Consider the following 22,235-nt stretch of genomic DNA (forward strand, 5'->3'; position numbering starts at 1 on the left):
TTTACTCATCGAACAAAACTATATCTGATCGATGGGGACTATAGTCTAGGTTTGAGCAATGCTACACTGCTCATACTTCTGCACCGTTAGGGAATCAGCAATGATCGAAACTTTATTACAAGCAATCATGGAACAAATCGACCAACCCAAAAAAGATATTGAACATAATTTGCGCGCCTTACTCAATGAAGCTGTTTCCAAGATGGATCTGGTTTCAAAAGATGAAATTGAACGTCAACGTACTGCGCTAAATAATGCCAATTTACACTTGAATGAACTGCTTAAACAAGTTGAAGCATTAGAACTTAAAATTAAGAACAATAAATAAGCACTTTTTTGGTGCACTAAAAGACACAAAACGACTAAAAATAACGCACTATAACGGAACAATAAGAATGTCTTTTGCTAAAATTTACACTCGAGGTCTGCTTGGACTTCATGCACCTTTAATTGAGGTGGAAGTTCATGTCAGTCAGGGCCTACCCTCTTTAACCATTGTGGGACTGCCTGAAGCGGCAGTTCGTGAAAGTAAAGATCGGGTACGCTCAGCCATTATCAATAGTGGTTTTCAATTTCCGACTAAGCGCTTAACCATCAATTTAGCCCCGGCAGACTTGCCAAAAGATGGTTCACGTCTTGATTTACCGATCGCTTTAGGGATTCTTATCGCATCTGGGCAAATATCTGAAAATATTACAGATAATCTGGAATTTATTGGTGAACTGGCTTTGGACGGGCAACTTCGCCCCATCACCGGTATCTTGAGTATTGCCATTGCTTGCCAGCAGCTAGGACATCAACTGATTTTGCCAGAACAAAATGCCGAGCAAGCCTCTCAACTGCCTAATTTTGAAGTGTTTTCAGCCAAACATTTAAAAGATGTGTGCGATCATATTTCTAATCAACAGCCCATCCAGCAATATCAAGCCAGTCACTCTGCTGCACCAGATCAGTACAAATTTGATTTAGCCGATGTTAAAGGTCAGCTCCGTCCACGACGCGCTTTGGAAATTGCCGCAGCAGGTGGGCATTCCTTATTATTTAAAGGTCCACCGGGTACAGGAAAAACACTGTTAGCATCACGGCTTGCCAGTATTTTGCCACCTTTAGATGCACAGGAAAATTTGGAAGTGGCCAGTATTTATTCCGTTTCCAATACCTCACATCCCTTTGGACAGCGGCCTTTTCGCGCACCCCATCATACTGCTTCAGCGGTCGCTTTAGTCGGTGGCGGTTCACATCCGAAACCCGGTGAAATCACCTTGGCGCATTTAGGGGTTTTATTTTTAGATGAACTACCTGAATTCGATCGCAAAGTATTAGAAGTTTTAAGACAACCGTTGGAATCTAAAGAAATTGTGATTTCTCGTGCTTCACGGCAAATTACCTTTCCGGCAAACTTTCAACTGATTGCCGCAATGAATCCCTGTCCTTGTGGTTATGCTTTTAATCAGGATATTCGTTGCCAATGTTCCGCTGATGCAATTAAACGTTATCAGAATCGTATTTCAGGTCCACTACTCGATCGTATTGATTTGCATCTGGATGTTCCACCCTTACAAGTGCATGAATTGCAAGATACAACACCGGTCGAAAATTCACAGACTGTGCGTGAGCGCGTGATTCAAGCCTATAACCTACAAATACACCGACAGCAATGTCTGAATCACGCTTTAAGCCCTAAACAGCTTGAGCAATTTGTACCATTGGATACGCAAGCACAAAAAATCATGGAAATGGCACAGCAGCGCTTAAACTTGTCTGCCCGTGCTTATCATCGGGTATTACGTGTCGCGCGAAGTATTGCCGATCTATCCCAGCATTCGGAAATTCAAAGCCAACATTTAACCGAAGCTTTGTCTTATCGGGCGCAACAGGGCTAATTTGAGATGCATAACTTACTTATCCGTCGTGAAAATCGTACTGATCATGGGGCAATTAGCCATGTGATTGAACAGGCATTTAAAAATCAGCAATACTCGAGTCATACTGAGCATTTCATTGTAGATGCCTTGAGACGGGCAGATGCACTGACTCTTTCTTTAGTCGCTGTTTTAAATAAAAAAATTGTGGGGCATATTGCCATTTCACCGGTACAAATTTCTTCAGGCGTACAAGGTTGGTATGGTTTGGGACCGGTTGCAGTTTTACCTGAATGGCAACTGCAAGGAATCGGTTCAGCACTGATTCAATCAGCATTGAATCAATTGAAAATGATTAGCGCAAAAGGTTGTGTAGTTTTAGGTGATCCGAATTTTTATTCTGGATTCAGTTTTAAAGCTGTGCCTGATCTTATTTTAGCAAATGTTCCTGCTGAATATTTTCAGGCTTTGTCATTTGATGGGAAATTTCCACAAGGAATAGTCACTTATCATGAGGCTTTTAATGCGACCTCGTAACATTCTATCAAACTAAAAAGGCGACTCTCATGAGTCGCCTTTTTAGTTACATTTTTGGATTAGAATCCATATTTCAAACCTAAGACAACTTTATTTTTCAAATCAGTATCATCACGTAATTTACCACCAATGATATAGTCCATAGAAACTGATGCACCTGTATCACCCAATGGATGGCTTAGACCCACTGTTAAATGACGCAAATTGAAATCCTCTGTGGTATTTAAAGTGAGACCTTCAAAATCACCACTATCAGAATAGTAATACGCGCCTAATGATGTATTCAAAGTAAAGTCTTTCGGTAAACCATAGCTATAACCGGCAAGAAAATAGGTATCCCCTGCATTGCCCCAAGTGACATCGTCTGTAAGCGTTTGAGCAGTAAGACCAAAACTCTTATAGTTTAAGCCCACCATGGTTTCAAAAACATTTGAATCATCAGACGGATAATAAACGTAGTAAGTACCACCTACTTTAAAGCCTAAGTCTTCAGTAATTTTACCACTGAAACCCGCATAAAAATCATGTTCAAAGCTTTTCTCACCAGATTCTGCATAACTTATATCTAGTGTAGAACCCCAATATCCAGCATAGAAACCTGAAGCATGACTGTAATCTAAACCGCCTTGAACCGCTGCCCCCGAGTTTTCTAAACCTGCAGTATTACCACGTAATACATATTGAGACACCACTCCAATATTACCTGTCACTGTATGTTCTGATGCAGGTGCCTCTTCTGCAAAAGTGAAGGTAGATGCTGCGCCTAATACAGCCAGAGATAATGCTTTTAAAGTTAATTTCATTGTTTGATTCCCCCACATCGTGCTACGACGGTTTTTTTGGTTATTTCGATAAACTCAATGAGGTAATAGCAATTGCTATGCCAAAAGCAAAATGAGCTATCTACAAGTCATCTAAAATAAAAAATAAACAGACCTATCATTTTGTTTTTATTAAATTTTAATTAATTATCATGAATTTATCTGAAATATGGTTTATTCGCTGCTATAGCCAATTTATTCATTATTAAAACTCACTTCAACTTTAGCGTAAGATTCATATTTACTTACATCATGCCTCTTTTTAAGGCTATTTTTTAATCACATTATTTCATCATGCGCAAAAAAAGTGCACAAATTTAAAGCAATTTATGCACTTTTAAAAATTCTTGCAGTTTTAGGCTTAAAAACTAAAATTCAAACCGAATACAACCTGATCATCAAAATCTTCGCCAACTCGATCTTTACCGCCGACGACATAATCTAAAGATGCGGTAGCCCCCGTATTTGCAATTTCTTTACTCACACCCATACGTGCCTCACTAAAAACAACATCATTTTTAGTTTCAATAATGCTGTCATCGCGGCGGCTGTTATAGATGGATGCACCAACTGAAGTATTCAACATAAAATTTTGCGGCAAAGCATAACTATACGCTGCACTTAAATACACATCTCCCGCGTTCGCGAAGGAAGCATCTGCAAGCATTACGGATGCAGCTAAAGTTAAGTCTTTATAAGCCAATTCGCCCAATACATCGAATGCTGTGGTTTTACGTTTATCGCCACCTTCACTATAAACTGTACCGCCATCTTGGTAGTAATAGGCAGTCCCTTGAACTTTATAGCTCCAGTTTTGATTAATTTCATTGCCGTACGCCACATAAAAATCATGTTCAAAACCATGATCTTTATTCTCATCAGACAGATCATAATCAAGCGTTGAACCCCAGTATCCTACGCTAACACCACTTTGAAGTGCATACTCAAGACCAGCTTGTAGAGCAACATCATCATTTTCCACACCACCGCGGTAAATATATTTATTCACCACGGCAAAACTACCTGTTAATTTTCCCGCTGTTGGTAAAATTGTATCTTCTTCAGCAAATGCAGGCATTGTGCACATTGCAAACAATAAAGATAACGCAATTTTGTGTGAAGTTTGATGCATTCCTACCCCTTAGAGAACCCGACTAAGATTCTTTTTCGATGACAAATTTAGCTGCGGATTCTAAAGCTTTTTTATAATTTTTGTTCAAATTTATTAAATAACAGCATCTTTCTTTTATTTAATTTTAGGTAAATAACGGTGCTTAACATTTAAGCAAACTATATTTTTATTGTAGAAATTAGAGGATATTCACATTAAATATCATGATTATCTGAGGATTTAGATGATCAGCAAGATCTGATCAAAATGCACCATCAAGACTTTTAATTACTGCTTAAAGCCTTTATTAGACCAAAGTAGTAAGCGTTGAAATCCAATAAAATGAAAGTACAAATCAAGGTCCTACTTATCTATTCTTTATAAAAAATTACATAAAGAATCATCTTTCATTTAAATATATTATTGTTTTAAATAATATTTTAAATGGAATCGATTTTTTTGAACATTTATTCAATTTCTTACATGCGTTTATATTCAAAGAATGCATAACTTTAATGAAATAAAATGAATAAAAAAAAGATTTTTTTGCTCTACATTACGTATACAATTCCTCCAATTTAATTTCTCCCTCTTTTGTATAAGGCCACCTCCCAATGCAAAAAGCACAAAAACTTACCTTAGCAGTTTTGATTCAAGCTGCATTAATCTCAACGGCATATGCTAGCGAGCAAAGTGAATCTAAAGGCTTTGTTGAAGATGCTGAAGGAACTGTTTTATTCCGTACCGGTTATATCAACCGTGACAAGAAAGCACCTGGTGTCAAAGATCAAAGCTCTGCTGCACAATCTGCGATCGTCAAGCTCGAGTCTGGTTTTACCAAAGGTGTGGTAGGTTTTGGTGTAAATGCAGTAGGTGATGCTTCATTTAAACTGGGCGAAAACAAAAATGCGAATAATGGCATGATTCCTAAACATGCACCGACTGCAGAAAACCCAAATGGTGATGCTTATGACCATTGGGCTCGTGGTGGTGCAAGTGTTAAAGCGCGTGTTTCAAATACGACGGTTGAATACGGTACTCAAGTATTAGATATTCCTGTTCTTGCAAGCAACACTGGCCGTATGGTTCCTGAATATTTCACTGGTGTACTTGCAACAAGCCATGAAATTGAGAATTTGGAAGTTATTGCGGGTAAATTCACTAAAAACCAATACTCTGATCAAATCAATACTGATGGTGAAAACTTAGACCGTGCAGTGGTTTGGGGCGCAAAATACAAATTTAATGATGCTTTGAATGCGTCTTACTATGGCCTAGACAGCAAAAATAAATTAGAGCGTCATTATGTAAATGCCAACTATAAACAAGCTTTGGCTAACGACAGCTCGCTCACTTATGACTTCAGTGGTTATCACACTAAATTTGATAAAAATGCATCTACTTATTCTGCAACAGGTGAAACTGCGGCTGATTATGCAAACACAGGTATTGCGGGTGTAGAAAAAACCAATAATATTTGGGCAATTTCAGGGACTTATAATACTGGCGCGCATAACGTAATGTTGGCTTATCAACAAAATACAGGTAATGTTGGTTACGATTATGGCCAAAATGCCGACGGCTACCAAAGCATTTACTTGCCAAACTCTTACTTGTCTGACTTCGTCGGCAACCATGAGAAATCAGCACAAGTTCAGTATACCTATGACTTCAGTGCAATGAATGTTCCTGGCTTAACTTGGACCACTGCTTATGTTTATGGTTGGGACATTAATGTTGCAGGCAAAACAGGCGAAGGTAAGGAAAATGAATTCTTTAACCAGGTGAAATACACAGTGCAAAGTGGTTTTGCCAAAGATGCGAGCTTGCGTGTTCGTAACTCAATCTATCGTGCAAATGATGTCTATGATGGCGCTTACATCGGCGACACTAACGAATGGCGTTTATTCTTGGATATTCCTGTGAAATTATTTTAATTCACAGTAAGTTCAAGAGATAAAAAAACCTGCACAATGTGCAGGTTTTTTTATCTAAGCCTTTCAGGCTAAATTCGAAACAAACAATTATTTGTTTGCTTCTGCATAAGCTGCAATTGAGCTAAGTACTTCTTGTTTCGCAACATCAGCACCTTCCCAACCACTTAACTTAACCCATTTTCCTGGCTCTAAGTCTTTGTAGTGTTGGAAGAAATGTTCAATTTGGCTGATCAATAACGGTGGAAGATCCGTATATTCCTGAATATCTTTGTAGATTGGAGTCAATTTGTCGTGCGGTACAGCAACCAATTTCGCATCGATACCACCGTCATCTTCCATGTTCAATTTACCGACAGGGCGGCAACGAATCACTGAACCTGGTTCAACTGGGTGTGGTGTTACAACCAATACGTCTAATGGATCGCCATCTAAAGACAAGGTATTCGGTACATAACCGTAGTTCGCTGGGTAGAACATTGCTGTACCCATGAAACGGTCTACAAATAATGCATCAGAATCTTTGTCGATTTCGTATTTGATTGGTGCTGCATTTGCAGGAATTTCAATAATGACATAGATGTCGTTTGGTGCATCTTTACCCGCTGGGATATTGCTGTAGCTCATAGCATCACTCTTTAACAAGTTAAATCTTATTTAAACCGGCACGATTATAACGGTTTTTGAGAATTAAATAACTTTGCGATTATACATCCGCCACAGCAAAATATGTATTTCCACAGATTGATGCAATCTTAAGTTAATTTAATGACCAGAAGTAATAAGCAAATTGGACAAAGTAAAGACAAGGTCCAAACAATTGTACGCAAAGTTGCCCAATTGGCTAAATAGCAAATGCCGTAAACAATACGGAGTACAATATAGGCAATACCAAAGGTCATAATTACAGTTTGAGGAACCACCATATATTCCGCCATTAAAATGGCAGCAATAAACAATGGTAAACTTTCAAAACTATTTTGCTGTGCCGCATTGGCACGTGCTGCCAAGCCAGTGGTTTTGGCTAAAAAATCGCGCGGGTTTTGGTTATCTCGTCCTTTAAAGCCAGCGGTTTTTTTTGCAATTACTGTAAAAACGTAAGGCAATAAACATGCAATTAAGATGAGATAGATTATTCCGCTTATGCTTTGCATCTCATTTTTCTCATTAAGATTTTCTGCCCAATATCATAGCATGGCGTTTCAGTAATAATTTTTGTTAAATTATAATGTTTTTATTAATGAGGAATAAGGATCCAGTATGGTCAACCCAGATCAACAACAAATGTTTGATGTCCTGGAAAAACAGCGCCAGCATCAACTTAAAGTGGATCGTGTACTCAAAATCGTGTTGCCGATTGTGGGATTTTTACTTTCAGTCATGTGTGCAAATCTAAATAGACTGTCTCTTATTTTCACCATTGTCATCTCAATTATCGCACTTTGGAAGGTGGGGATTAAACGTCAAGCACTTTGGATATGGACGACAGTCGTTGCACTTTACTGTTTACTGGATAATTTCTACAGCTTTGGTTCATTTGATTTAAAGCGATACGTTTATCAGTTCGGCAGCATCACGACCTTTGTATGGATTATGGGTATTGGCCGACCTTATATTGATCGCTGGCTGATGAAAGATTAAAAGTTCAAGTATAAAAAAAGCGCCGAAAACGGCGCTTTTTTTATTGCAGGGTTTATGCTGTTTTACGTAAATCTTTACGTAAGATTTTACCTACGTTTGATTTTGGCAATTCATCCATAAATTCAACATAACGCGGGCGTTTATAACCGGTTAAGTTTTCTTTAGCGTAAGCCAGTACTTCTTCAGTGGTTAAAGAAGGATCTTTTTTCACCACGAATAACTTAGGCACTTCACCTGATTTTTCATCAGGCACACCAATCGCTGCAACTTCCAATACTTTTGGATGTTTAGAAACCACGTCTTCAATTTCAGATGGATAAACATTGAAACCAGAAACCAGAATCATGTCTTTCTTACGGTCTACAATTTTAATATAGCCGCGAGCATCCATAATACCGATGTCACCTGTACGGAAGAAACCATTGGTCATGACTTGTTCAGTTTCATCTGGACGGTTCCAATAGCCTTTCATGACTTGTGGACCACGAATCGAGATTTCGCCTTGTTCACCAAGTGGCACTTCATTGCCGTCATCATCAAGAATCGCAACTTCAGTCAGTGGCAACGGAACACCAATCGTGCCGCTGAATTCCATTGATGAAGGTGGGTTTGCAGTCGCAACAGGCGAAGTTTCGGATAAACCATAACCTTCAATGATGTTAGTGCCGGTAATTTTTTTCCATGCTTCAGCTGTAGAAGCAAGGACAGCCATACCACCACCCATCGCCATTTTAAGATTGCTATGGTCGAGTTGTTTAAACTCTTCATTGTTCACCAATGCATTAAACAAAGTGTTTACTGCAGGGAAGAATGACGGACGGTATTTGCGCAATTCTTTTATTACCGCAGGTAAGTCACGCGGGTTTGGAATCAGAATATTGGCTTGACCTTTATACATGCCGTACATAGCACAAACCATGAACGCAAAAATGTGATAAAGCGGCAATGCACAGAAAATGCGGTCATCTTTCGAACCATCTTGTGCACCAAACTTACTTTGGAAAATGCCGTCACACTGCAACATGTTCGCGACAAGATTGCGATGTGTCAGTTCTGCACCTTTAGAAACGCCCGTAGTACCGCCAGTATATTGCAGTACAGCCGTATCACTTAAAGTCAGGCTTGGACGTTTGTAGTTGCTCGCATTGACTTTAGACATTGCAGCATTGAACTTAATATGGCCTGGAATATCCCAAGCTGGAATTTGTTTACGTACTGAACGTAAAACAAAGTTCACCAGCGTACCTTTTAAGGCACCCAACATATCCCCTACAGAAGCTACGACCACATGCTTCACAGGTGTTTTACCAATAATTGCCTGGTAAACAGTTGCAAAGTTTTCAATAATGACCAGCACTTCAGAGCCAGAGTCATTGAGTTGATGCTCAAGTTCACGCGAGGTATATAGTGGATTCACATTCACTAGAACCAGACCTGCACGGAATACACCCAATGCAACCACTGGATATTGCAGCACGTTTGGCATCATCACTGCGACGCGAGAACCTTTTGCCAAACCTAAGCTTTGTAAGTAGGTTGCAAATTTACGGCTTGCTTCTTCTAGTTCATTAAATGTTAAGACTTTATCCATAAAGATAAAGGCATCACGTGAACCAAATTTTTGAAAATTACGTTCAAAAACATCATTAAGCGAGGTGTTTTCTGGTGGTAATTCTACAGTTTCCGGAATCCCTGTTTTTTGGTATTCAGCCAACCAAATCTTTTCCATTATGCCCTTCTCTCCAATCTGTAATCTTTAGTTTTCAACTGTTTTTTCAATGTTATGCGTCATTATTAAACTTGTTTAGGCATAACACGACATCCATTTACACGAATACGAATCATATATAACGTATTTTGATCAATGGATGCTAGTTTTATCTTTGAATGAACAGTTTATTTGCTTTTTGATATCCTCGTGGTAAGAGTTGACCTTTAGTCGCTCTTTTACCTATATATTTCTGAAGATCATCACCTTTTAGTTTTAATTGCTGCTGTCCCGCAACCACTTGAATTATTTCATTTAAACAAAGCAATGTCATGGACAAAATTTGCTCTTTCGGTTCAAGTTGTATCAACTTGTTTCCTTTACCTTTGTTCAGGATTGGTAATTCTGACAAATCAATCACCAATAACCGACCAGCGGTACTCAAGATAGCTAAATGGGTATTGGTATCCACCGTTTGCAATGGTAATGCTTTGGCATCATCAGATATGGTTAAGAAGGCTTTACCCGCTTTTGCATTGGTATCGAGCTGTTTTGCATTTGATTTAAAGCCGTAGCCTTTAGAGCTCACTGCAATAATTTCCTGCTCATCATCTGCAATCATGACTTGAATAAAGCCAATTCCATTTGCTGGAGCAAGTTTGGAGCTTAAAGGCTCACCCAAACCTCGTGCCGATGGCAAACTGTTAATTGAAAGTGCATAACTGCGCCCTGTTTCATCCAGCACATACGCACGTTGATTCGACTTACCTGTTGCATGACTTAAGTACTGATCCCCTGCTCGGAAATTCAGGTTTTCAGCATCCACCTCATGACCTTTAGCACAACGAATCCAACCCGCTTCAGACAATACTACGGTGACAGGGTCAGCCGGCATTAAATCTTGTTCGCTAATTGCTGCGGCTTCCGCACGTTGTACGATTGGCGAACGGCGGTCATCACCAAATTTCTTGGCATCATCTTTCAGTTCAGTAATGATCAGATTCTTCAATGATTCCGGATTTGCCAATTGTTCACGGATAATCTCGGCTCTGGCCTCTAACTCTTCCTGTTCACGGCGAATTTCCATTTCTTCAAGTTTTGCCAAATGACGTAACTTGAGTTCTAAAATGGCTTCGGCCTGAATTTCATCAATGCCGAAATGTGCGATCAGTTCTACTTTAGGATGATCTTCTTCGCGAATAATGCGGATCACCGTATCCAGATCCAGATACGCAATCAAAAGACCGGCCAAGATATGCAGGCGTTTTTCAATTTTATTTAAATGATATTGCAGACGACGGGTCACGGTATTCTTACGGATTTCAATCCATTCCAGCAAAATCCGACGAATCGATTTCACTTGCGGACGACCATCAGCACCAATCATGTTCATATTGACACGATAGCTCGACTCTAAATCGGTCGTTGCGAACAAGTGACTCATCACTGCTTCGGCATCAATACGATTTGAACGTAGCACAATCACCAAACGGGTTGGATTTTTATGATCCGATTCATCTCGAACATCACTCACCAAAGGCAGTTTCTTCGCCTGCATTTGATCTGCAATCTGGCTGATGAGTTTTGAACCTGAAACCTGATACGGTAACTCTGTAATCACGATTTCATTTTTTTCTATCGTGTACACTGCACGCATGCGATAACTGCCACGACCTGTGGTTTGAATCTTTAATAAATCTTCAGGTGAGGTAATAATTTCCGCTTTGGTCGGTAAATCTGGTGCTGGAATATATTCTGCAACTTTTTCATCCGTTAAGTTCGGATTACGAATCAGGGCGATGGTGCCTTTGATCACTTCACGCAGGTTGTGTGGCGGAATATCGGTTGCCATCCCTACAGCAATACCGGTGGTACCATTCAACAAGATATTCGGAACACGAGCAGGCAAATTGACCGGTTCTTTCATCGAGCCATCAAAGTTGTCCTGCCAATCACACGTGCCTTGACCAAGTTCAGACAACAGCACTTCACTATAAAGCGAAAGTTTGGCTTCGGTATAACGCATTGCAGCGAAGGATTTCGGATCATCGGGTGAACCCCAGTTGCCCTGACCTTCAATAAAAGGATAGCGATAACTAAACGGCTGTGCCATCAATACCATCGCTTCATAACACGCAGAGTCACCATGTGGATGATACTTACCGAGTACATCACCTACCGTACGGGCAGATTTTTTCGGCTTACCGCTATGCTTTAAGCCCAGTTCACTCATCGCATAAACGATACGGCGCTGCACCGGTTTTAAACCATCACTGATATGCGGTAATGCACGATCCATAATCACGTACATGGCATAGTTAAGGTAAGCTTGTTCAGTAAATTCTGCTACGGAACGATTTTCTGTGGCTTGATGCACAAGGCTGGTCATAAAAGCGTGAAATCCTAAATAATTCGTTTTTGTATCTACGTTGTTATGCTAAGTCGCAGGTGTACTCTATACAAGGGCAGTACTGAACACTCTGCGACAAATTGTGTCTTATGGCCTAAAAATATCCACTTTATAATGTTCGATCAACTAAAAAATCAGCAATTTTATAAACCCATCGATTCTAAAGTCTTGCCTTTAGTTTCTTCGCCTAATACTAAAACCACCAAAGCTACTGCCAGTAATACTGCAGTAAACATCGTAAAGACATGAGTGAAACCATTGTTCATGATCATCATATGGGTGACCACCATCGGTGCCACAATACCACCCATACGCCCCACCGCAGATGCCCAACCTGAACCAAAGGCACGAATATTGGTTGGATACTGTTCTGGCGTATAGGTATAAAGCACGCCCCATGCACCCAAGTTAAAGAAGGACATCAGGCAACCCCAGAACATAATCATGTTCACGGTATCCGCTTGACCAAAGAAATAAGCCGAAACAGCACACATGCCAATAAAGCCTGCCAGTGTCGCTTTACGCCCCAGTTTTTCCACCAGCCATGCTGCCGCGACATAACCCGGAAGCTGCGCCAAAATCATAATCAGCACATATTCAAAAGACTGCACGATGGTATAGCCTTGTTTTACTAACAAACTTGGCAACCAGGTAAAAATACCATAATAAGAATAGACAATACCGAACCAGATCAGCCACAGCATTAAGGTCCGGCGGGCAAACGGTCCTGTCCAAAGCTGTTTAAAAGAAATATTCTGTTTTTCTGCAACCGGTTTGACTTCAATGTGTTCAATTACTTCCACGCCACATTGACGTTCCAGTTTCTGAACCAGAGCATGCGCTTCTTCAATGCGTCCACGGTTAATCAAATACGGAACAGATTCTGGCACTTTTTTTAGAATCATAAACACATAAATGGCAGGCAAACCGCCAATTAAAAATGCGATATGCCAACCATAACTTGGAATCACAAAGTAGGAAACCAAAGCGGCAACCAGCCAGCCCAAGCCCCAAAAACTTTCCAGTAAAACAATAAAACGTCCACGAACTTGCGCAGGAATATATTCACTGACCAAAGTCACGGCAACAGGAAGCTGTCCACCTAAACCTAAACCCACGATGAAACGAAACACCAATAACCAGGTTAAATTCGGTGCAAAGGCACATAAAGCAGTGGCAATACTATAGGTCACCAAAGTAATCGCAAATACGGTACGACGCCCAATACGATCCGCTAATCCGCCAGAGAAAACCGCCCCAATGGCCATACCGACAAAACCGATAGACACCACCCAGCCTTTTTCAGTCGGGGTCATGTTCCATTCTTCGGCCATGGTGGTCAAAATAAATGCAATCAGACCAGTATCCATTGCATCGAACATCCAGCCAAGTCCGATCACCCATAGCAAAGTATAGTGAAACTTACCGATGGGTAAGCGTTGTACACGTGAGACTAAATCCATAACAAGATCTCTGATTTTGTGAAAGGATGTATACTGCTTTCCCAACAGGATTTATGATTTTGCTGATTTTTATACGCTAATTTGAAGATTATGACCGCTCATTTAGTCGGTCATTTCTCGTTTTTTTGTGCAAATTCTTATGAAGCATCTTTGGAAGATGCCGACTGATCATCATCATCTTTATAAATGAATTTTGGCATTTCTAAACCAAAATAAATGGCGATACAGCGTAAAGAAAAACCGAAAATCAGGGTCGAAATAACGGTCACTTCCAACGAAAAGCCAATCTCCTGACAGACCCAATAACAGATGACTGACACAAAAGAAATACTGGCATACAGTTCACGGCGGAACACCAAGGGTACATCGTTACAGAGGATGTCACGCAGAATACCGCCAGACACACCGGTAAGAACACCAGCCACAGCTGAAACCACGAAACCATGTCCCATTTCCAGTGCAATCTGGCAACCAATCACGGTAAAGCCGATCAGACCCATGGCATCCAGAATCAAGAAGATCGAGCGTAAATGACGCATCCATTTGGCAATCAGGATCGTGACAAAGGCAGCAGCGCAGGTCAGCACCAGATATTCAGGATGTTTGACCCAGGTCAGTGGATAATGTCCGAGCAAGACATCTCGAACTGAACCGCCACCAAGTGCAGTCACACAAGCAATCAGCGTTACCCCAAACCAATCCATACTACGCCGACCAGCGGACAAAGCCCCTGTCATGGCTTCGGCGGTAATCGCAATAATATAAATCACTAATAGCAACATTGCCCTTCTTCCACTGAGGGTAATCGATGCGCGCTATTCTAAGGCAAATTCAGATGAAATTTACAGATATTGTGCACAACATTGTTTAAATTTTTTCCCCGATCCACAAACGCAGGATTGCTTCATGGTAATTTGCATCTCTGTGGTCGGATCAAGGAAATACCAAGCTCCATCATGTAGCACAAAATGTGAAACTTCATGATGAAGCTGAGCCTGTTTGCCATCGTGGTAATGTGCCTTGAATTCTACTTGTGCATGATTTTTATCTATTTTTTCTTTGGCTTGCACCACTTCAAGCTTAAGCCATTGATTGGATTTACTCCAGTCACGAATAGCAGCCACATCCAAGGCCTGTTGTTGTCCAATGGCTGTGGTTTTAACAATATAGTCAATCTCATGTTTGGCAAATGCACTATAACGTGAACGCATTAGCTGTTCTGCGGTTTGCGCCTTCACCTGCCCCAAATGTAGCGGTTGGCAACAGCTGGCATAAATTCCAAGACCACATGGACAATTGCTTTCTGACATCAAATTTTCCCAATAAAAAATAGCCCGACGATGCGAGCTATTTTAATCAATTATCTTGGTTTAAAGATAATATGCCGTAATTTAGTTAATCGTCGGCATGGTTTTCAATTTGCGGAATGATATGGACTTTATCAATTTTATGACCGTCCATCGTCACAACTTCAAAGATATAACCATCGGCTTCGAGTTTTGCACCACTTTGTGGTAAATGACCCAAGTGATGCAAGATATATCCCGACAAGGTTGAATACTGTTCAGACTCATCCACCAAGTCACGGCCTAAAAGTAAGGAAACGTGACGAATATCGGTAGAACCTTCCAGAATTAAAGTGCCGTCTTCCAAACTTTCTGCTGCAGTTTCAAATTCATCTTCATCCGGGAATTCACCTGCAATCGCTTCAAGCACATCAATCGGGGTTGCAATCCCTTCAATCGAACCATATTCATTCAGGACGATGGCCAATTGTAACGGTGCTTGGCGTAACTGCTCCATCACCATCAACACTTGGGCATTCTCATGCACAATCACCGGTTCACGTAAGTGACGTTCAAAATTGAGTACACCGGTTTCAATGTATTCATTCATCACTTTATGGGTCAGGACCACACCGGCAATATTGTCCAGCTCACCATGCGCAACAATTAAACGCGAATGGGTCATGCTCAATAATTGTTCTTTAATGGCAGTATCGTCTTCGTCTAAATCAATCCATTCCAATTCAGGACGTGGTGTCATCACCGATTTCACCGGTCGTTCCGACAATCCAAGCACGCCTTGCACCATCACACTGTGATAAGCGCCATTTTGTTCATTAAAGACTTCATCGGCAAATGCACGGGTTGCAAGCACATCTTCAGCATCATTATTTTGCGACTCTGACTTCCCGCCGAGCATACGCATCACAGCAGAAGCTGTACGGTAACGTAAGTCCGTCGTGGTCACCATTTTCTCCTGATTACGGCGCATGGTTTGATTGACAAACTCAACCACCACAGAGAAACCAATTGCAGCGTATAAATAACCTTTTGGAATATGGAAACCAAATCCTTCAACGATGAGTGAGAAACCAATCATCATCAAGAAGCCCAAACATAGAATCACCACGGTTGGATGCTTGTTGACGAAATCCATCAGCGGTTTCGATGCCCAAAGCATAATGCCGACCGCAATAATCACTGCAATCATCATTACAGAAAGGTCTTTCACCATTCCGACTGCAGTAATCACGCTGTCTAGAGAGAAAACTGCATCCAGCACCACAATTTGAACAATCACCATCCAGAAAGCGGCATGTACCGGGTTTTCTTCTTTCTGTGGCTGAGTTCCCTCAATGCGTTCATGCAGTTCCATGGTGCCTTTAAATAAAAGGAACACACCACCAAACAACAGAATCAAGTCTCGACCGGAAAAAGGATGCTCCGAAATATGGAACAGGGGTTCGGTTAAGGTCACGACCCAGGCAATGGAAGCCAGTAAAACCAAGCGCATAGCCAAAGCGAGTAGCAATCCGACAATACGACCTGTGTTGCGCTGTTCTGGTGGAAGTTTTTCCGCCAAAATGGCAATAAAGACCAGATTGTCGATACCGAGAACAATTTCTAAAACCACTAAAGTGGCCAGTCCAATCCATGCAGATGGATCTGACATCCATTCAAAGATCATTGGATGTTCTCCTGCAGGGGATTGAGGTCTGATTTTAGGATGTTCATATTAAAATCGGTGAATATTCTATGAACAGCATTCTGTATAATTTTTGCGGAAGAATTGAGATGTTCAGAGTGAGGACAACCACTACCCATGTTGATTCATTTATTGGAAAACAGATTTTTAGTATAGCAAGCTGAACTGGAAATTCATCTTTTTTTCAGTTCTCCCCCTCTTTCTCTCGGCAAGTTTTAACAAATCTTTGCAAAGCCTGTTCATGACATCACATGCTGTGTCATATTTTCTATCTAAGCTAGAGCATGAAAAAATAAAGTGCTATGGTAAAAATATAATGATGATCAGTGTATTAAAAATGACTCCAAAACATAAAAATCCAACGCCCAAAACAACTCAACCTTTAATTGCGTTCTATTGTGGTTCGCGTTCAGGCAACAAGCCCATTTACCAAGAAAAAGCCATTGCTCTGGCTCAAGGTCTTTCTGACTTGGGTTTTGGACTGGTGTATGGGGGTGCAAGTATTGGCTTAATGGGACAAGTCGCTGATGCGGTCAGACAACGTGGCGGTCAAACGGTCGGGGTAATTCCTGAATTTATGCTGGATTATGAAATTGCACATAACCAACTCACCGAATTGCATATTGTAGACAGCATGCATGAACGCAAAGCCATGATGGCAGAACGTGCCAGTGCTTTTGTTGCGCTGCCCGGTGGCTTGGGAACTTTTGAAGAAATTTTAGAAATTGCCACTTGGGGCCAGTTGAATCAGCATCAAAAACCCATGATGCTATATAACGTGAATGGCTTTTATGATGCTTTAATTGCCCAGCTTGATCATGCAGTCAGTGAAGGTTTTTTACCGCCACAGCATCGGGCGAAACTGATTATTTGCAATCATGCAGATCAGATTATCAATGCAATTAAAAATCTCGGCTCTCCGAAACACTTTGCCATTTAAATCTATTTCATAACCATAAAAACCCTAAAAAACAACAAAAAAGCGAGCTCATGGCTCGCTTTTTTTGATTACCCTGTATGTTCTATAAATTTGAAATAAAGTTATAGAACCACGGTAGTGTCGTTGCTAAAACAATACTCATGATTAAACCGACCATCAACTTCATCGCATCTTTACTGACATTGCGTGAAGTCCGATATTTATTCACTTCAGCCAGATGCATCGACATCGCAAATTCACGACCTGCGAGTAAGCCCAAGAATACCCATGTGGTACTCATTGGAATGTTGCTCCACTCTTTGAAGACCAGCAAAATAATGGCATAAATAAAATCGATAATGGTCGCGGAACGAATATCGGCCACACCGGTTTTGGTATCGATAATTTTTTGGATTGCACCGCCACGTTGGTAGAAAATCATGCCCAATAGAATGATAAAAACCAGAATCGCAAAAATCAAAAATTCCAGCGGAACCTGACGGGGTACATAGACGAAAATATTCGCCAGATCCTGAATCAGCCATTGGCTCCACAGAAACGCCGTGGACACCCACTGCAAACTAATCCAGACATGAGAGACTTTATGATCCCGGGTTTTACTAAAATAAACCGAAATGCCTTTAATCACAAAACGATAAACAATGATTGCGACCACAAATGCGACGGCATAACCCATCATCGATTTGGTCAGCATTGAACCCAAACTGCTCGGCGAAAAAATGGTGAGTACCAAGAATGTAGTACTGACCGGAATCCCGTATTTGGTCAAAATAATCAGCAATATAGGCGGAACAATATACAGCCAGGTAATGCCACCCTCAGGAAAAGGAATGGTTTCCAGACGCCCATAAGATGCATCGCCAATACCTGAAGCCCACCAGCCATACAGCAAGACCACGCTTAAAATACTGCTGGTATATAACCACAGCATCCACCAGGGACGATGGGCATTGGATGAAATAAAGGTACCTAAGGTCTGCGGCACATCATTTCCGACAATTGAATAAGCGGCTAGACAGAAGCCAACAATCATCAAAATTTCGATTGTCATAAAAACAAAACCTTTTTCACCAATTAAAAGTACTCATCCAGCGCTACTGGAGGTTGGGCCGAATTATGACATTTTTATGTCACTTTAATGACATCAACATGACAGGATTTTGTTACCGTCGATTAAAAAGCAGCTTAATGTTGTTTTTATCTGCATTTTTTTATTTCCAATGAATTGGAGTGATTGCCGTTGAATGATCAACTTCATTGCAAGGAGAAGTTTAAAAAGCTGAACTTTGATCTGGATTTTATTTTCTTTGCTTGAAATTTCAAATTTTTTAAACCAAGAATTTGCATCGCATGATGGTCTACTTTATTACGCTTTACTCACTATCGATAGAAGAACTTTTTCTTACACCATGTTTAGATGATTACTTTAAACTATTTAAAAATTTCACTTTTATAATTTTATGAACGCCACGCCATCACATCAAGCCTTACAACCTGAATTTAGACTCTTGGTCTTGTTGGTATCTATTGGCTTTTTTATGCAAGGTTTGGACACCACCATCGTCAATACTGCTCTTCCCGCGATGGCGGTAAATTTAGGTGAAGATCCTCTCCAGATGCATAGTGTCGTGGTGGCATATGTGCTTTCCGTGGCGGCCTGTATTCCATTAAGTGGCTGGCTCGCAGATCGATTTGGGGTACGCAATACGTACTTTAGCGCGATTGTTATCTTTACCTTGGCATCTTTAGGTTGTGGTCTGGCCAACAGCTTAAATGAACTGCTGCTCTATCGTGTCATTCAGGGGATTGGCGGAGCATTATTGTTACCTGTCGGGCGTTTGGCCATGCTCAAGGTTATTCCGCGTACTCAATTTTTATCTGCCATGAGTTTGATGAGTCTTGCAGGACTAATGGGTCCGCTCATCGGCCCCACCCTGGGTGGCTGGATGGTAGAAGTGGCGACCTGGCACTGGATCTTTTTAATTAATATTCCGATGGGGCTTTTAGGTTGTTTAATTACAGTTAAAGCCATGCCGAATGTCACAGAGCCTACGGTTAAATCATTCGACTTTTCCGGTTTCATACTGCTGGTAATCGCCATGGTCGGCGTTTCAATGGGGATCGAAAACTTTTCTAGCCCACACCTGTCTTTATGGTGGAGTAGTGGATTAATCACTGCAGGTTTAATGGCGGCAGCTATTTATGCTTATCATGCACATAGTCATCAAAATGCACTGTTTCGTAGTAAATTATTTAGTAATCAAATTTATGCCATTGGTATTGTGGGTAATTTCTTTGCCCGCTTAGGCGGCAATGCCATGCCCTTTCTTATGCCCCTGATGTTACAAGTGGTATTTGGATTTGAGCCATTTATTACTGGTCTGCTGATGATTCCTACTGTACTCGGCTCATTGGCATCTAAACCGATTATTCGTCAAATTATTCAACGCTTTGGCTATCGTAAGGTATTGTTGGTCAATACCTTATTGGTGGGCGCTTGTATTGCCAGTTTTGCCCTCACTACGGCAGATACTCCAATCTGGTTGCGCGCTTTGCACTTCTTTATCTTTGGTATGCTGAATTCTCTGCAATTTGTATCGATGAATACATTAACTTTGAAGGATTTACCGCAACAAGATGCCAGTAGTGGTAACAGTTTCTTATCGATGATCATGATGGTGTCGATGAGTATTGGCGTGGCTTTGGCAGGGACTTTAGTTAACGTCTTCACCGCATACTATGGTGTCGAACACATCACTAGTGCATTTCATAGCACCTTAATTTTCTTGGGCTGTATTAATATCATCACGGCCTGCATTTTTTGGCGCATTCCACGCAATACGCCTGTTTAAACTGATTGAAGAAACAGCGTGGTTTGAAGCTTCAGATCGCGTTATCATGTGCTGGATAAATCACCCGTAAATTATTTATGCCTAAAAAACGATTAGCCCCAAACAGCCATAAAAAGCTTTACGCCTCTTGCGCAGGCTTAGTGCTGATTTGCGTTGCAATCGTCGTTTATGTTTTTGTATTGCATCATAATCCTGCCTCGGCACAAGACTATCCGGTCAAAGGTTTTGATGTATCGCATCATCAAGGCGATATTCAGTGGAAACAGATTTCCCCCAAGAGCTATCGGTTTGTTTATCTGAAAGCCACGGAAGGTGGTGATTTTAAAGATCGAAAATTTCAGGAATATTGGCTGCAAGCGCGTGAAAATGGCTTGATGGTCGGTGCCTATCATTTTTATCGTCTATGTCGTGACGGTGAAATTCAGGCGCAAAATTTTATTGAAACCGTACCCAATAAAGCCGATGCTTTACCGCCGGTGATTGATCTGGAATATGACAGTAATTGCATCAACACCTACACTAAAGAACAACTGCTGAAAGAAATCCAGATCATGCATGATCGGCTGTATCAGCATTATGGCAAACAACCGATTTTCTATATTTCCAAGTCATTTTATAACATTATTTTGGCTGGGGAATTTCCAAAAACTCCGCTGTGGGTACGTGAATATGATGGAAAACCGGATTTAAAAGGCAAGCCGAAATGGCTGTTCTGGCAACATACCAATCAGGGCACCATCAAGGGCATTGCTAAAGCAGTCGACTTAAATGTGTTTAATGGCGATGAATCTGACTGGATCAGCTTTTTACAACGAAATGGCATCCACCCCTTAAAAAATGTTGAAAATTTACCGAAAAAATAACAAGATAAGTCCATATTTTTCATCAAAATAAAAATAATACCCAATTACAAAATAGGAAAATTATGTCGATTAAAAAAGGACTTTTGGTTTCATTGAGACTGCTTATTCTGTGCTTGGTGGCTGGCATGGTTTTTTTACTGCAACCTTCCGGTCAAATGTCTGATTTTCAAAAATGGCAATATCAGCCATCTGAAAAATCTTCTGCACCTCCAACACTTAAGGTTAAATTCTTTGGTGTTTCAACGCTACTTTTCGATGATGGCAAAACTCAGATTTTGATTGATGGATTCTTTAGTCGCCCTTCCCTATCTCAAGTGCTGTTTCAAAAAATTCAAAGTCAGCCTGAAGTGATCCAGCGAATGATTCAGCAACAGCACTTACAGCGTACTCGGGCGATTTTAGTGACTCATTCACATTATGACCATGCGCTAGATATTGCCGAGCTTGGCAAACGACTTCCAAATACAAAAATTATCGGTTCAAGCAGTACTTTAAATATTGCACGAGGCGGACAAGTTGCAGAACAACAATTAATCCAGATTCAACCCTTACACCCCATGTCCTTTGGTGAGTTCAAAGTCACGGCCATTGCTTCACAACATACCCCGCCCACTGCAGTGAATAATGATTTGGGTGAAGAAATTTCCCAACCGCTTCAACAACCAACGCGCTTTTCTGAATTTAAAGAAGGTCATAGCTTTGATTATTTAATTGAACATCAAGGGCATACTGTTTTGGTCAAAGCCAGTACCGGGGCTGTTCCGGATCAACTGAAAAATTTAAAGGTCGATACTTTATTTTTAGGCATTGCCCAGCTGTCACGGCAGTCGACTGAATTTCAGCAAAATTATCTGGATCAAACACTTAAAACTTTAAAACCGAAAGTCGTTGTGCCCATCCACTGGGATGACTTTTTCAAACCTGTGGATCAGCCTTTAGAGTTTCTACCTTATCTGGCCGATAACACAGAAAAAAGCTTAAAAATTCTGATTCAGGCTGCAGAACAACAAAAAATACAAGTGGTTTTACTCAGTCAGCCTGTGTCGTATCCACTTGATCCTGCTCTACAATCTCAGCCATGAAGATGAGATACTGAAGGTAT

The 22,235-nt window shown here is 40.8% G+C and carries 20 protein-coding genes; 9 read left to right on the top strand and 11 right to left on the bottom strand.

All coding sequences use genetic code 11. From position 1 onward, the window contains the following. Nucleotides 1–100 precede the first annotated feature (100 nt). From B9T23_RS04085 to B9T23_RS04095, 3 genes are all read left to right on the top strand, one after another. Nucleotides 101–328 (top strand): accessory factor UbiK family protein, encoded by a 228-nt coding sequence (locus tag B9T23_RS04085; protein WP_067722467.1) that lies wholly within the window; start codon nucleotides 101–103, stop codon nucleotides 326–328. Nucleotides 329–395: 67 nt separating this feature from the next. Beyond that, nucleotides 396–1,883: a YifB family Mg chelatase-like AAA ATPase gene (locus B9T23_RS04090; protein ID WP_067722469.1), complete on the top strand. Its 1,488-nt coding sequence runs from the start codon at nucleotides 396–398 to the stop codon at nucleotides 1,881–1,883. A gap of 6 nt (nucleotides 1,884–1,889) precedes the next feature. Then, a complete protein-coding gene (locus B9T23_RS04095; RefSeq protein ID WP_067722471.1) occupies nucleotides 1,890–2,399 on the top strand; it encodes a GNAT family N-acetyltransferase in 510 nt (169 codons plus the stop codon). 59 nt (nucleotides 2,400–2,458) lie between these two features. On the opposite strand, the gene B9T23_RS04100 is transcribed toward B9T23_RS04095, so the two are convergent. Both B9T23_RS04100 and B9T23_RS04105 read right to left on the bottom strand, forming a co-directional pair. After that, nucleotides 2,459–3,202 carry a TorF family putative porin gene (locus B9T23_RS04100; protein WP_086193097.1) on the bottom strand — a complete coding sequence of 248 codons (744 nt, stop codon included), beginning with the start codon at nucleotides 3,200–3,202 and terminating at the stop codon, nucleotides 2,459–2,461. A 379-nt stretch (nucleotides 3,203–3,581) separates the two neighbouring features. Next, nucleotides 3,582–4,352 carry a TorF family putative porin gene (locus B9T23_RS04105; RefSeq protein ID WP_086193098.1) on the bottom strand — a complete coding sequence of 257 codons (771 nt, stop codon included), beginning with the start codon at nucleotides 4,350–4,352 and terminating at the stop codon, nucleotides 3,582–3,584. Between the two features lie 593 nt (nucleotides 4,353–4,945). Here B9T23_RS04105 and B9T23_RS04110 point away from each other — a divergent pair. After that, nucleotides 4,946–6,268: an OprD family outer membrane porin gene (locus B9T23_RS04110; protein ID WP_086193099.1), complete on the top strand. Its 1,323-nt coding sequence runs from the start codon at nucleotides 4,946–4,948 to the stop codon at nucleotides 6,266–6,268. An 87-nt stretch (nucleotides 6,269–6,355) separates the two neighbouring features. On the opposite strand, the gene ppa is transcribed toward B9T23_RS04110, so the two are convergent. Both ppa and B9T23_RS04120 read right to left on the bottom strand, forming a co-directional pair. Continuing rightward, nucleotides 6,356–6,892 (bottom strand): inorganic diphosphatase, encoded by a 537-nt coding sequence (ppa, locus tag B9T23_RS04115; RefSeq protein ID WP_067722479.1) that lies wholly within the window; start codon nucleotides 6,890–6,892, stop codon nucleotides 6,356–6,358. A 128-nt stretch (nucleotides 6,893–7,020) separates the two neighbouring features. After that, nucleotides 7,021–7,419: an MAPEG family protein gene (locus B9T23_RS04120; RefSeq protein WP_086193100.1), complete on the bottom strand. Its 399-nt coding sequence runs from the start codon at nucleotides 7,417–7,419 to the stop codon at nucleotides 7,021–7,023. Between the two features lie 106 nt (nucleotides 7,420–7,525). On the opposite strand from B9T23_RS04120, the gene B9T23_RS04125 reads away from it, so the two are divergent. Beyond that, nucleotides 7,526–7,906 (top strand): hypothetical protein, encoded by a 381-nt coding sequence (locus tag B9T23_RS04125; protein WP_086193101.1) that lies wholly within the window; start codon nucleotides 7,526–7,528, stop codon nucleotides 7,904–7,906. Nucleotides 7,907–7,958: 52 nt separating this feature from the next. Here B9T23_RS04125 and B9T23_RS04130 read toward each other — a convergent pair whose 3' ends face one another. The 6 genes from B9T23_RS04130 to B9T23_RS04155 all read right to left on the bottom strand — a co-directional run bounded on the left by B9T23_RS04130 (nucleotide 7,959) and on the right by B9T23_RS04155 (nucleotide 16,460). Beyond that, complete coding sequence (locus tag B9T23_RS04130; protein WP_086193102.1) at nucleotides 7,959–9,635, bottom strand: AMP-binding protein; 1,677 nt, start codon at nucleotides 9,633–9,635, stop codon at nucleotides 7,959–7,961. A gap of 148 nt (nucleotides 9,636–9,783) precedes the next feature. Beyond that, nucleotides 9,784–12,003, bottom strand: a complete 2,220-nt coding sequence (gene parC / locus B9T23_RS04135) for a DNA topoisomerase IV subunit A (protein WP_086193103.1) — start codon at nucleotides 12,001–12,003, stop codon at nucleotides 9,784–9,786. Nucleotides 12,004–12,167: 164 nt separating this feature from the next. Further along, entirely contained in the window at nucleotides 12,168–13,487 is a 1,320-nt protein-coding gene (niaP, locus tag B9T23_RS04140; RefSeq protein WP_086193104.1) for a niacin transporter NiaP, read from the bottom strand. Nucleotides 13,488–13,624: 137 nt separating this feature from the next. Continuing rightward, nucleotides 13,625–14,269, bottom strand: a complete 645-nt coding sequence (locus B9T23_RS04145; protein WP_086193105.1) for a trimeric intracellular cation channel family protein — start codon at nucleotides 14,267–14,269, stop codon at nucleotides 13,625–13,627. Between the two features lie 60 nt (nucleotides 14,270–14,329). Further along, nucleotides 14,330–14,797 (bottom strand): YchJ family protein, encoded by a 468-nt coding sequence (locus B9T23_RS04150; protein WP_086193106.1) that lies wholly within the window; start codon nucleotides 14,795–14,797, stop codon nucleotides 14,330–14,332. 85 nt (nucleotides 14,798–14,882) lie between these two features. Then, entirely contained in the window at nucleotides 14,883–16,460 is a 1,578-nt protein-coding gene (locus B9T23_RS04155; RefSeq protein ID WP_067722496.1) for a TerC family protein, read from the bottom strand. Between the two features lie 337 nt (nucleotides 16,461–16,797). On the opposite strand from B9T23_RS04155, the gene B9T23_RS04160 reads away from it, so the two are divergent. Continuing rightward, nucleotides 16,798–17,418, top strand: a complete 621-nt coding sequence (locus B9T23_RS04160) for an LOG family protein (protein ID WP_086193123.1) — start codon at nucleotides 16,798–16,800, stop codon at nucleotides 17,416–17,418. 82 nt (nucleotides 17,419–17,500) lie between these two features. Here B9T23_RS04160 and B9T23_RS04165 read toward each other — a convergent pair whose 3' ends face one another. Next, nucleotides 17,501–18,469 carry a hypothetical protein gene (locus B9T23_RS04165; RefSeq protein WP_086193107.1) on the bottom strand — a complete coding sequence of 323 codons (969 nt, stop codon included), beginning with the start codon at nucleotides 18,467–18,469 and terminating at the stop codon, nucleotides 17,501–17,503. A 409-nt stretch (nucleotides 18,470–18,878) separates the two neighbouring features. On the opposite strand from B9T23_RS04165, the gene mdtD reads away from it, so the two are divergent. The 3 genes from mdtD to B9T23_RS04180 all read left to right on the top strand — a co-directional run bounded on the left by mdtD (nucleotide 18,879) and on the right by B9T23_RS04180 (nucleotide 22,215). Next, nucleotides 18,879–20,270 carry a multidrug transporter subunit MdtD gene (gene mdtD / locus B9T23_RS04170; protein ID WP_086193108.1) on the top strand — a complete coding sequence of 464 codons (1,392 nt, stop codon included), beginning with the start codon at nucleotides 18,879–18,881 and terminating at the stop codon, nucleotides 20,268–20,270. 77 nt (nucleotides 20,271–20,347) lie between these two features. Then, nucleotides 20,348–21,133, top strand: a complete 786-nt coding sequence (locus B9T23_RS04175) for a glycoside hydrolase family 25 protein (protein WP_086193109.1) — start codon at nucleotides 20,348–20,350, stop codon at nucleotides 21,131–21,133. Between the two features lie 62 nt (nucleotides 21,134–21,195). Next, nucleotides 21,196–22,215 carry an MBL fold metallo-hydrolase gene (locus B9T23_RS04180; RefSeq protein WP_086193110.1) on the top strand — a complete coding sequence of 340 codons (1,020 nt, stop codon included), beginning with the start codon at nucleotides 21,196–21,198 and terminating at the stop codon, nucleotides 22,213–22,215. The last annotated feature ends 20 nt before the right edge of the window (nucleotides 22,216–22,235 follow it).

Origin of the sequence: Acinetobacter terrae, assembly GCF_002135195.1 — a bacterium.
Taxonomy (GTDB): domain Bacteria; phylum Pseudomonadota; class Gammaproteobacteria; order Pseudomonadales; family Moraxellaceae; genus Acinetobacter; species Acinetobacter terrae.

Coding starts and splice junctions, on each gene's coding strand:
- B9T23_RS04085 (WP_067722467.1), top strand. CDS start 101: ATGATCGAAACTTTATTACAAGCAATCATGGAACAAATCGACCAACCC.
- B9T23_RS04090 (WP_067722469.1), top strand. CDS start 396: ATGTCTTTTGCTAAAATTTACACTCGAGGTCTGCTTGGACTTCATGCA.
- B9T23_RS04095 (WP_067722471.1), top strand. CDS start 1,890: ATGCATAACTTACTTATCCGTCGTGAAAATCGTACTGATCATGGGGCA.
- B9T23_RS04100 (WP_086193097.1), bottom strand. CDS start 3,202: ATGAAATTAACTTTAAAAGCATTATCTCTGGCTGTATTAGGCGCAGCA.
- B9T23_RS04105 (WP_086193098.1), bottom strand. CDS start 4,352: ATGCATCAAACTTCACACAAAATTGCGTTATCTTTATTGTTTGCAATG.
- B9T23_RS04110 (WP_086193099.1), top strand. CDS start 4,946: ATGCAAAAAGCACAAAAACTTACCTTAGCAGTTTTGATTCAAGCTGCA.
- ppa (WP_067722479.1), bottom strand. CDS start 6,892: ATGAGCTACAGCAATATCCCAGCGGGTAAAGATGCACCAAACGACATC.
- B9T23_RS04120 (WP_086193100.1), bottom strand. CDS start 7,419: ATGCAAAGCATAAGCGGAATAATCTATCTCATCTTAATTGCATGTTTA.
- B9T23_RS04125 (WP_086193101.1), top strand. CDS start 7,526: ATGGTCAACCCAGATCAACAACAAATGTTTGATGTCCTGGAAAAACAG.
- B9T23_RS04130 (WP_086193102.1), bottom strand. CDS start 9,635: ATGGAAAAGATTTGGTTGGCTGAATACCAAAAAACAGGGATTCCGGAA.
- parC (WP_086193103.1), bottom strand. CDS start 12,003: ATGACCAGCCTTGTGCATCAAGCCACAGAAAATCGTTCCGTAGCAGAA.
- niaP (WP_086193104.1), bottom strand. CDS start 13,487: ATGGATTTAGTCTCACGTGTACAACGCTTACCCATCGGTAAGTTTCAC.
- B9T23_RS04145 (WP_086193105.1), bottom strand. CDS start 14,269: ATGTTGCTATTAGTGATTTATATTATTGCGATTACCGCCGAAGCCATG.
- B9T23_RS04150 (WP_086193106.1), bottom strand. CDS start 14,797: ATGTCAGAAAGCAATTGTCCATGTGGTCTTGGAATTTATGCCAGCTGT.
- B9T23_RS04155 (WP_067722496.1), bottom strand. CDS start 16,460: ATGATCTTTGAATGGATGTCAGATCCATCTGCATGGATTGGACTGGCC.
- B9T23_RS04160 (WP_086193123.1), top strand. CDS start 16,798: ATGATCAGTGTATTAAAAATGACTCCAAAACATAAAAATCCAACGCCC.
- B9T23_RS04165 (WP_086193107.1), bottom strand. CDS start 18,469: ATGACAATCGAAATTTTGATGATTGTTGGCTTCTGTCTAGCCGCTTAT.
- mdtD (WP_086193108.1), top strand. CDS start 18,879: ATGAACGCCACGCCATCACATCAAGCCTTACAACCTGAATTTAGACTC.
- B9T23_RS04175 (WP_086193109.1), top strand. CDS start 20,348: ATGCCTAAAAAACGATTAGCCCCAAACAGCCATAAAAAGCTTTACGCC.
- B9T23_RS04180 (WP_086193110.1), top strand. CDS start 21,196: ATGTCGATTAAAAAAGGACTTTTGGTTTCATTGAGACTGCTTATTCTG.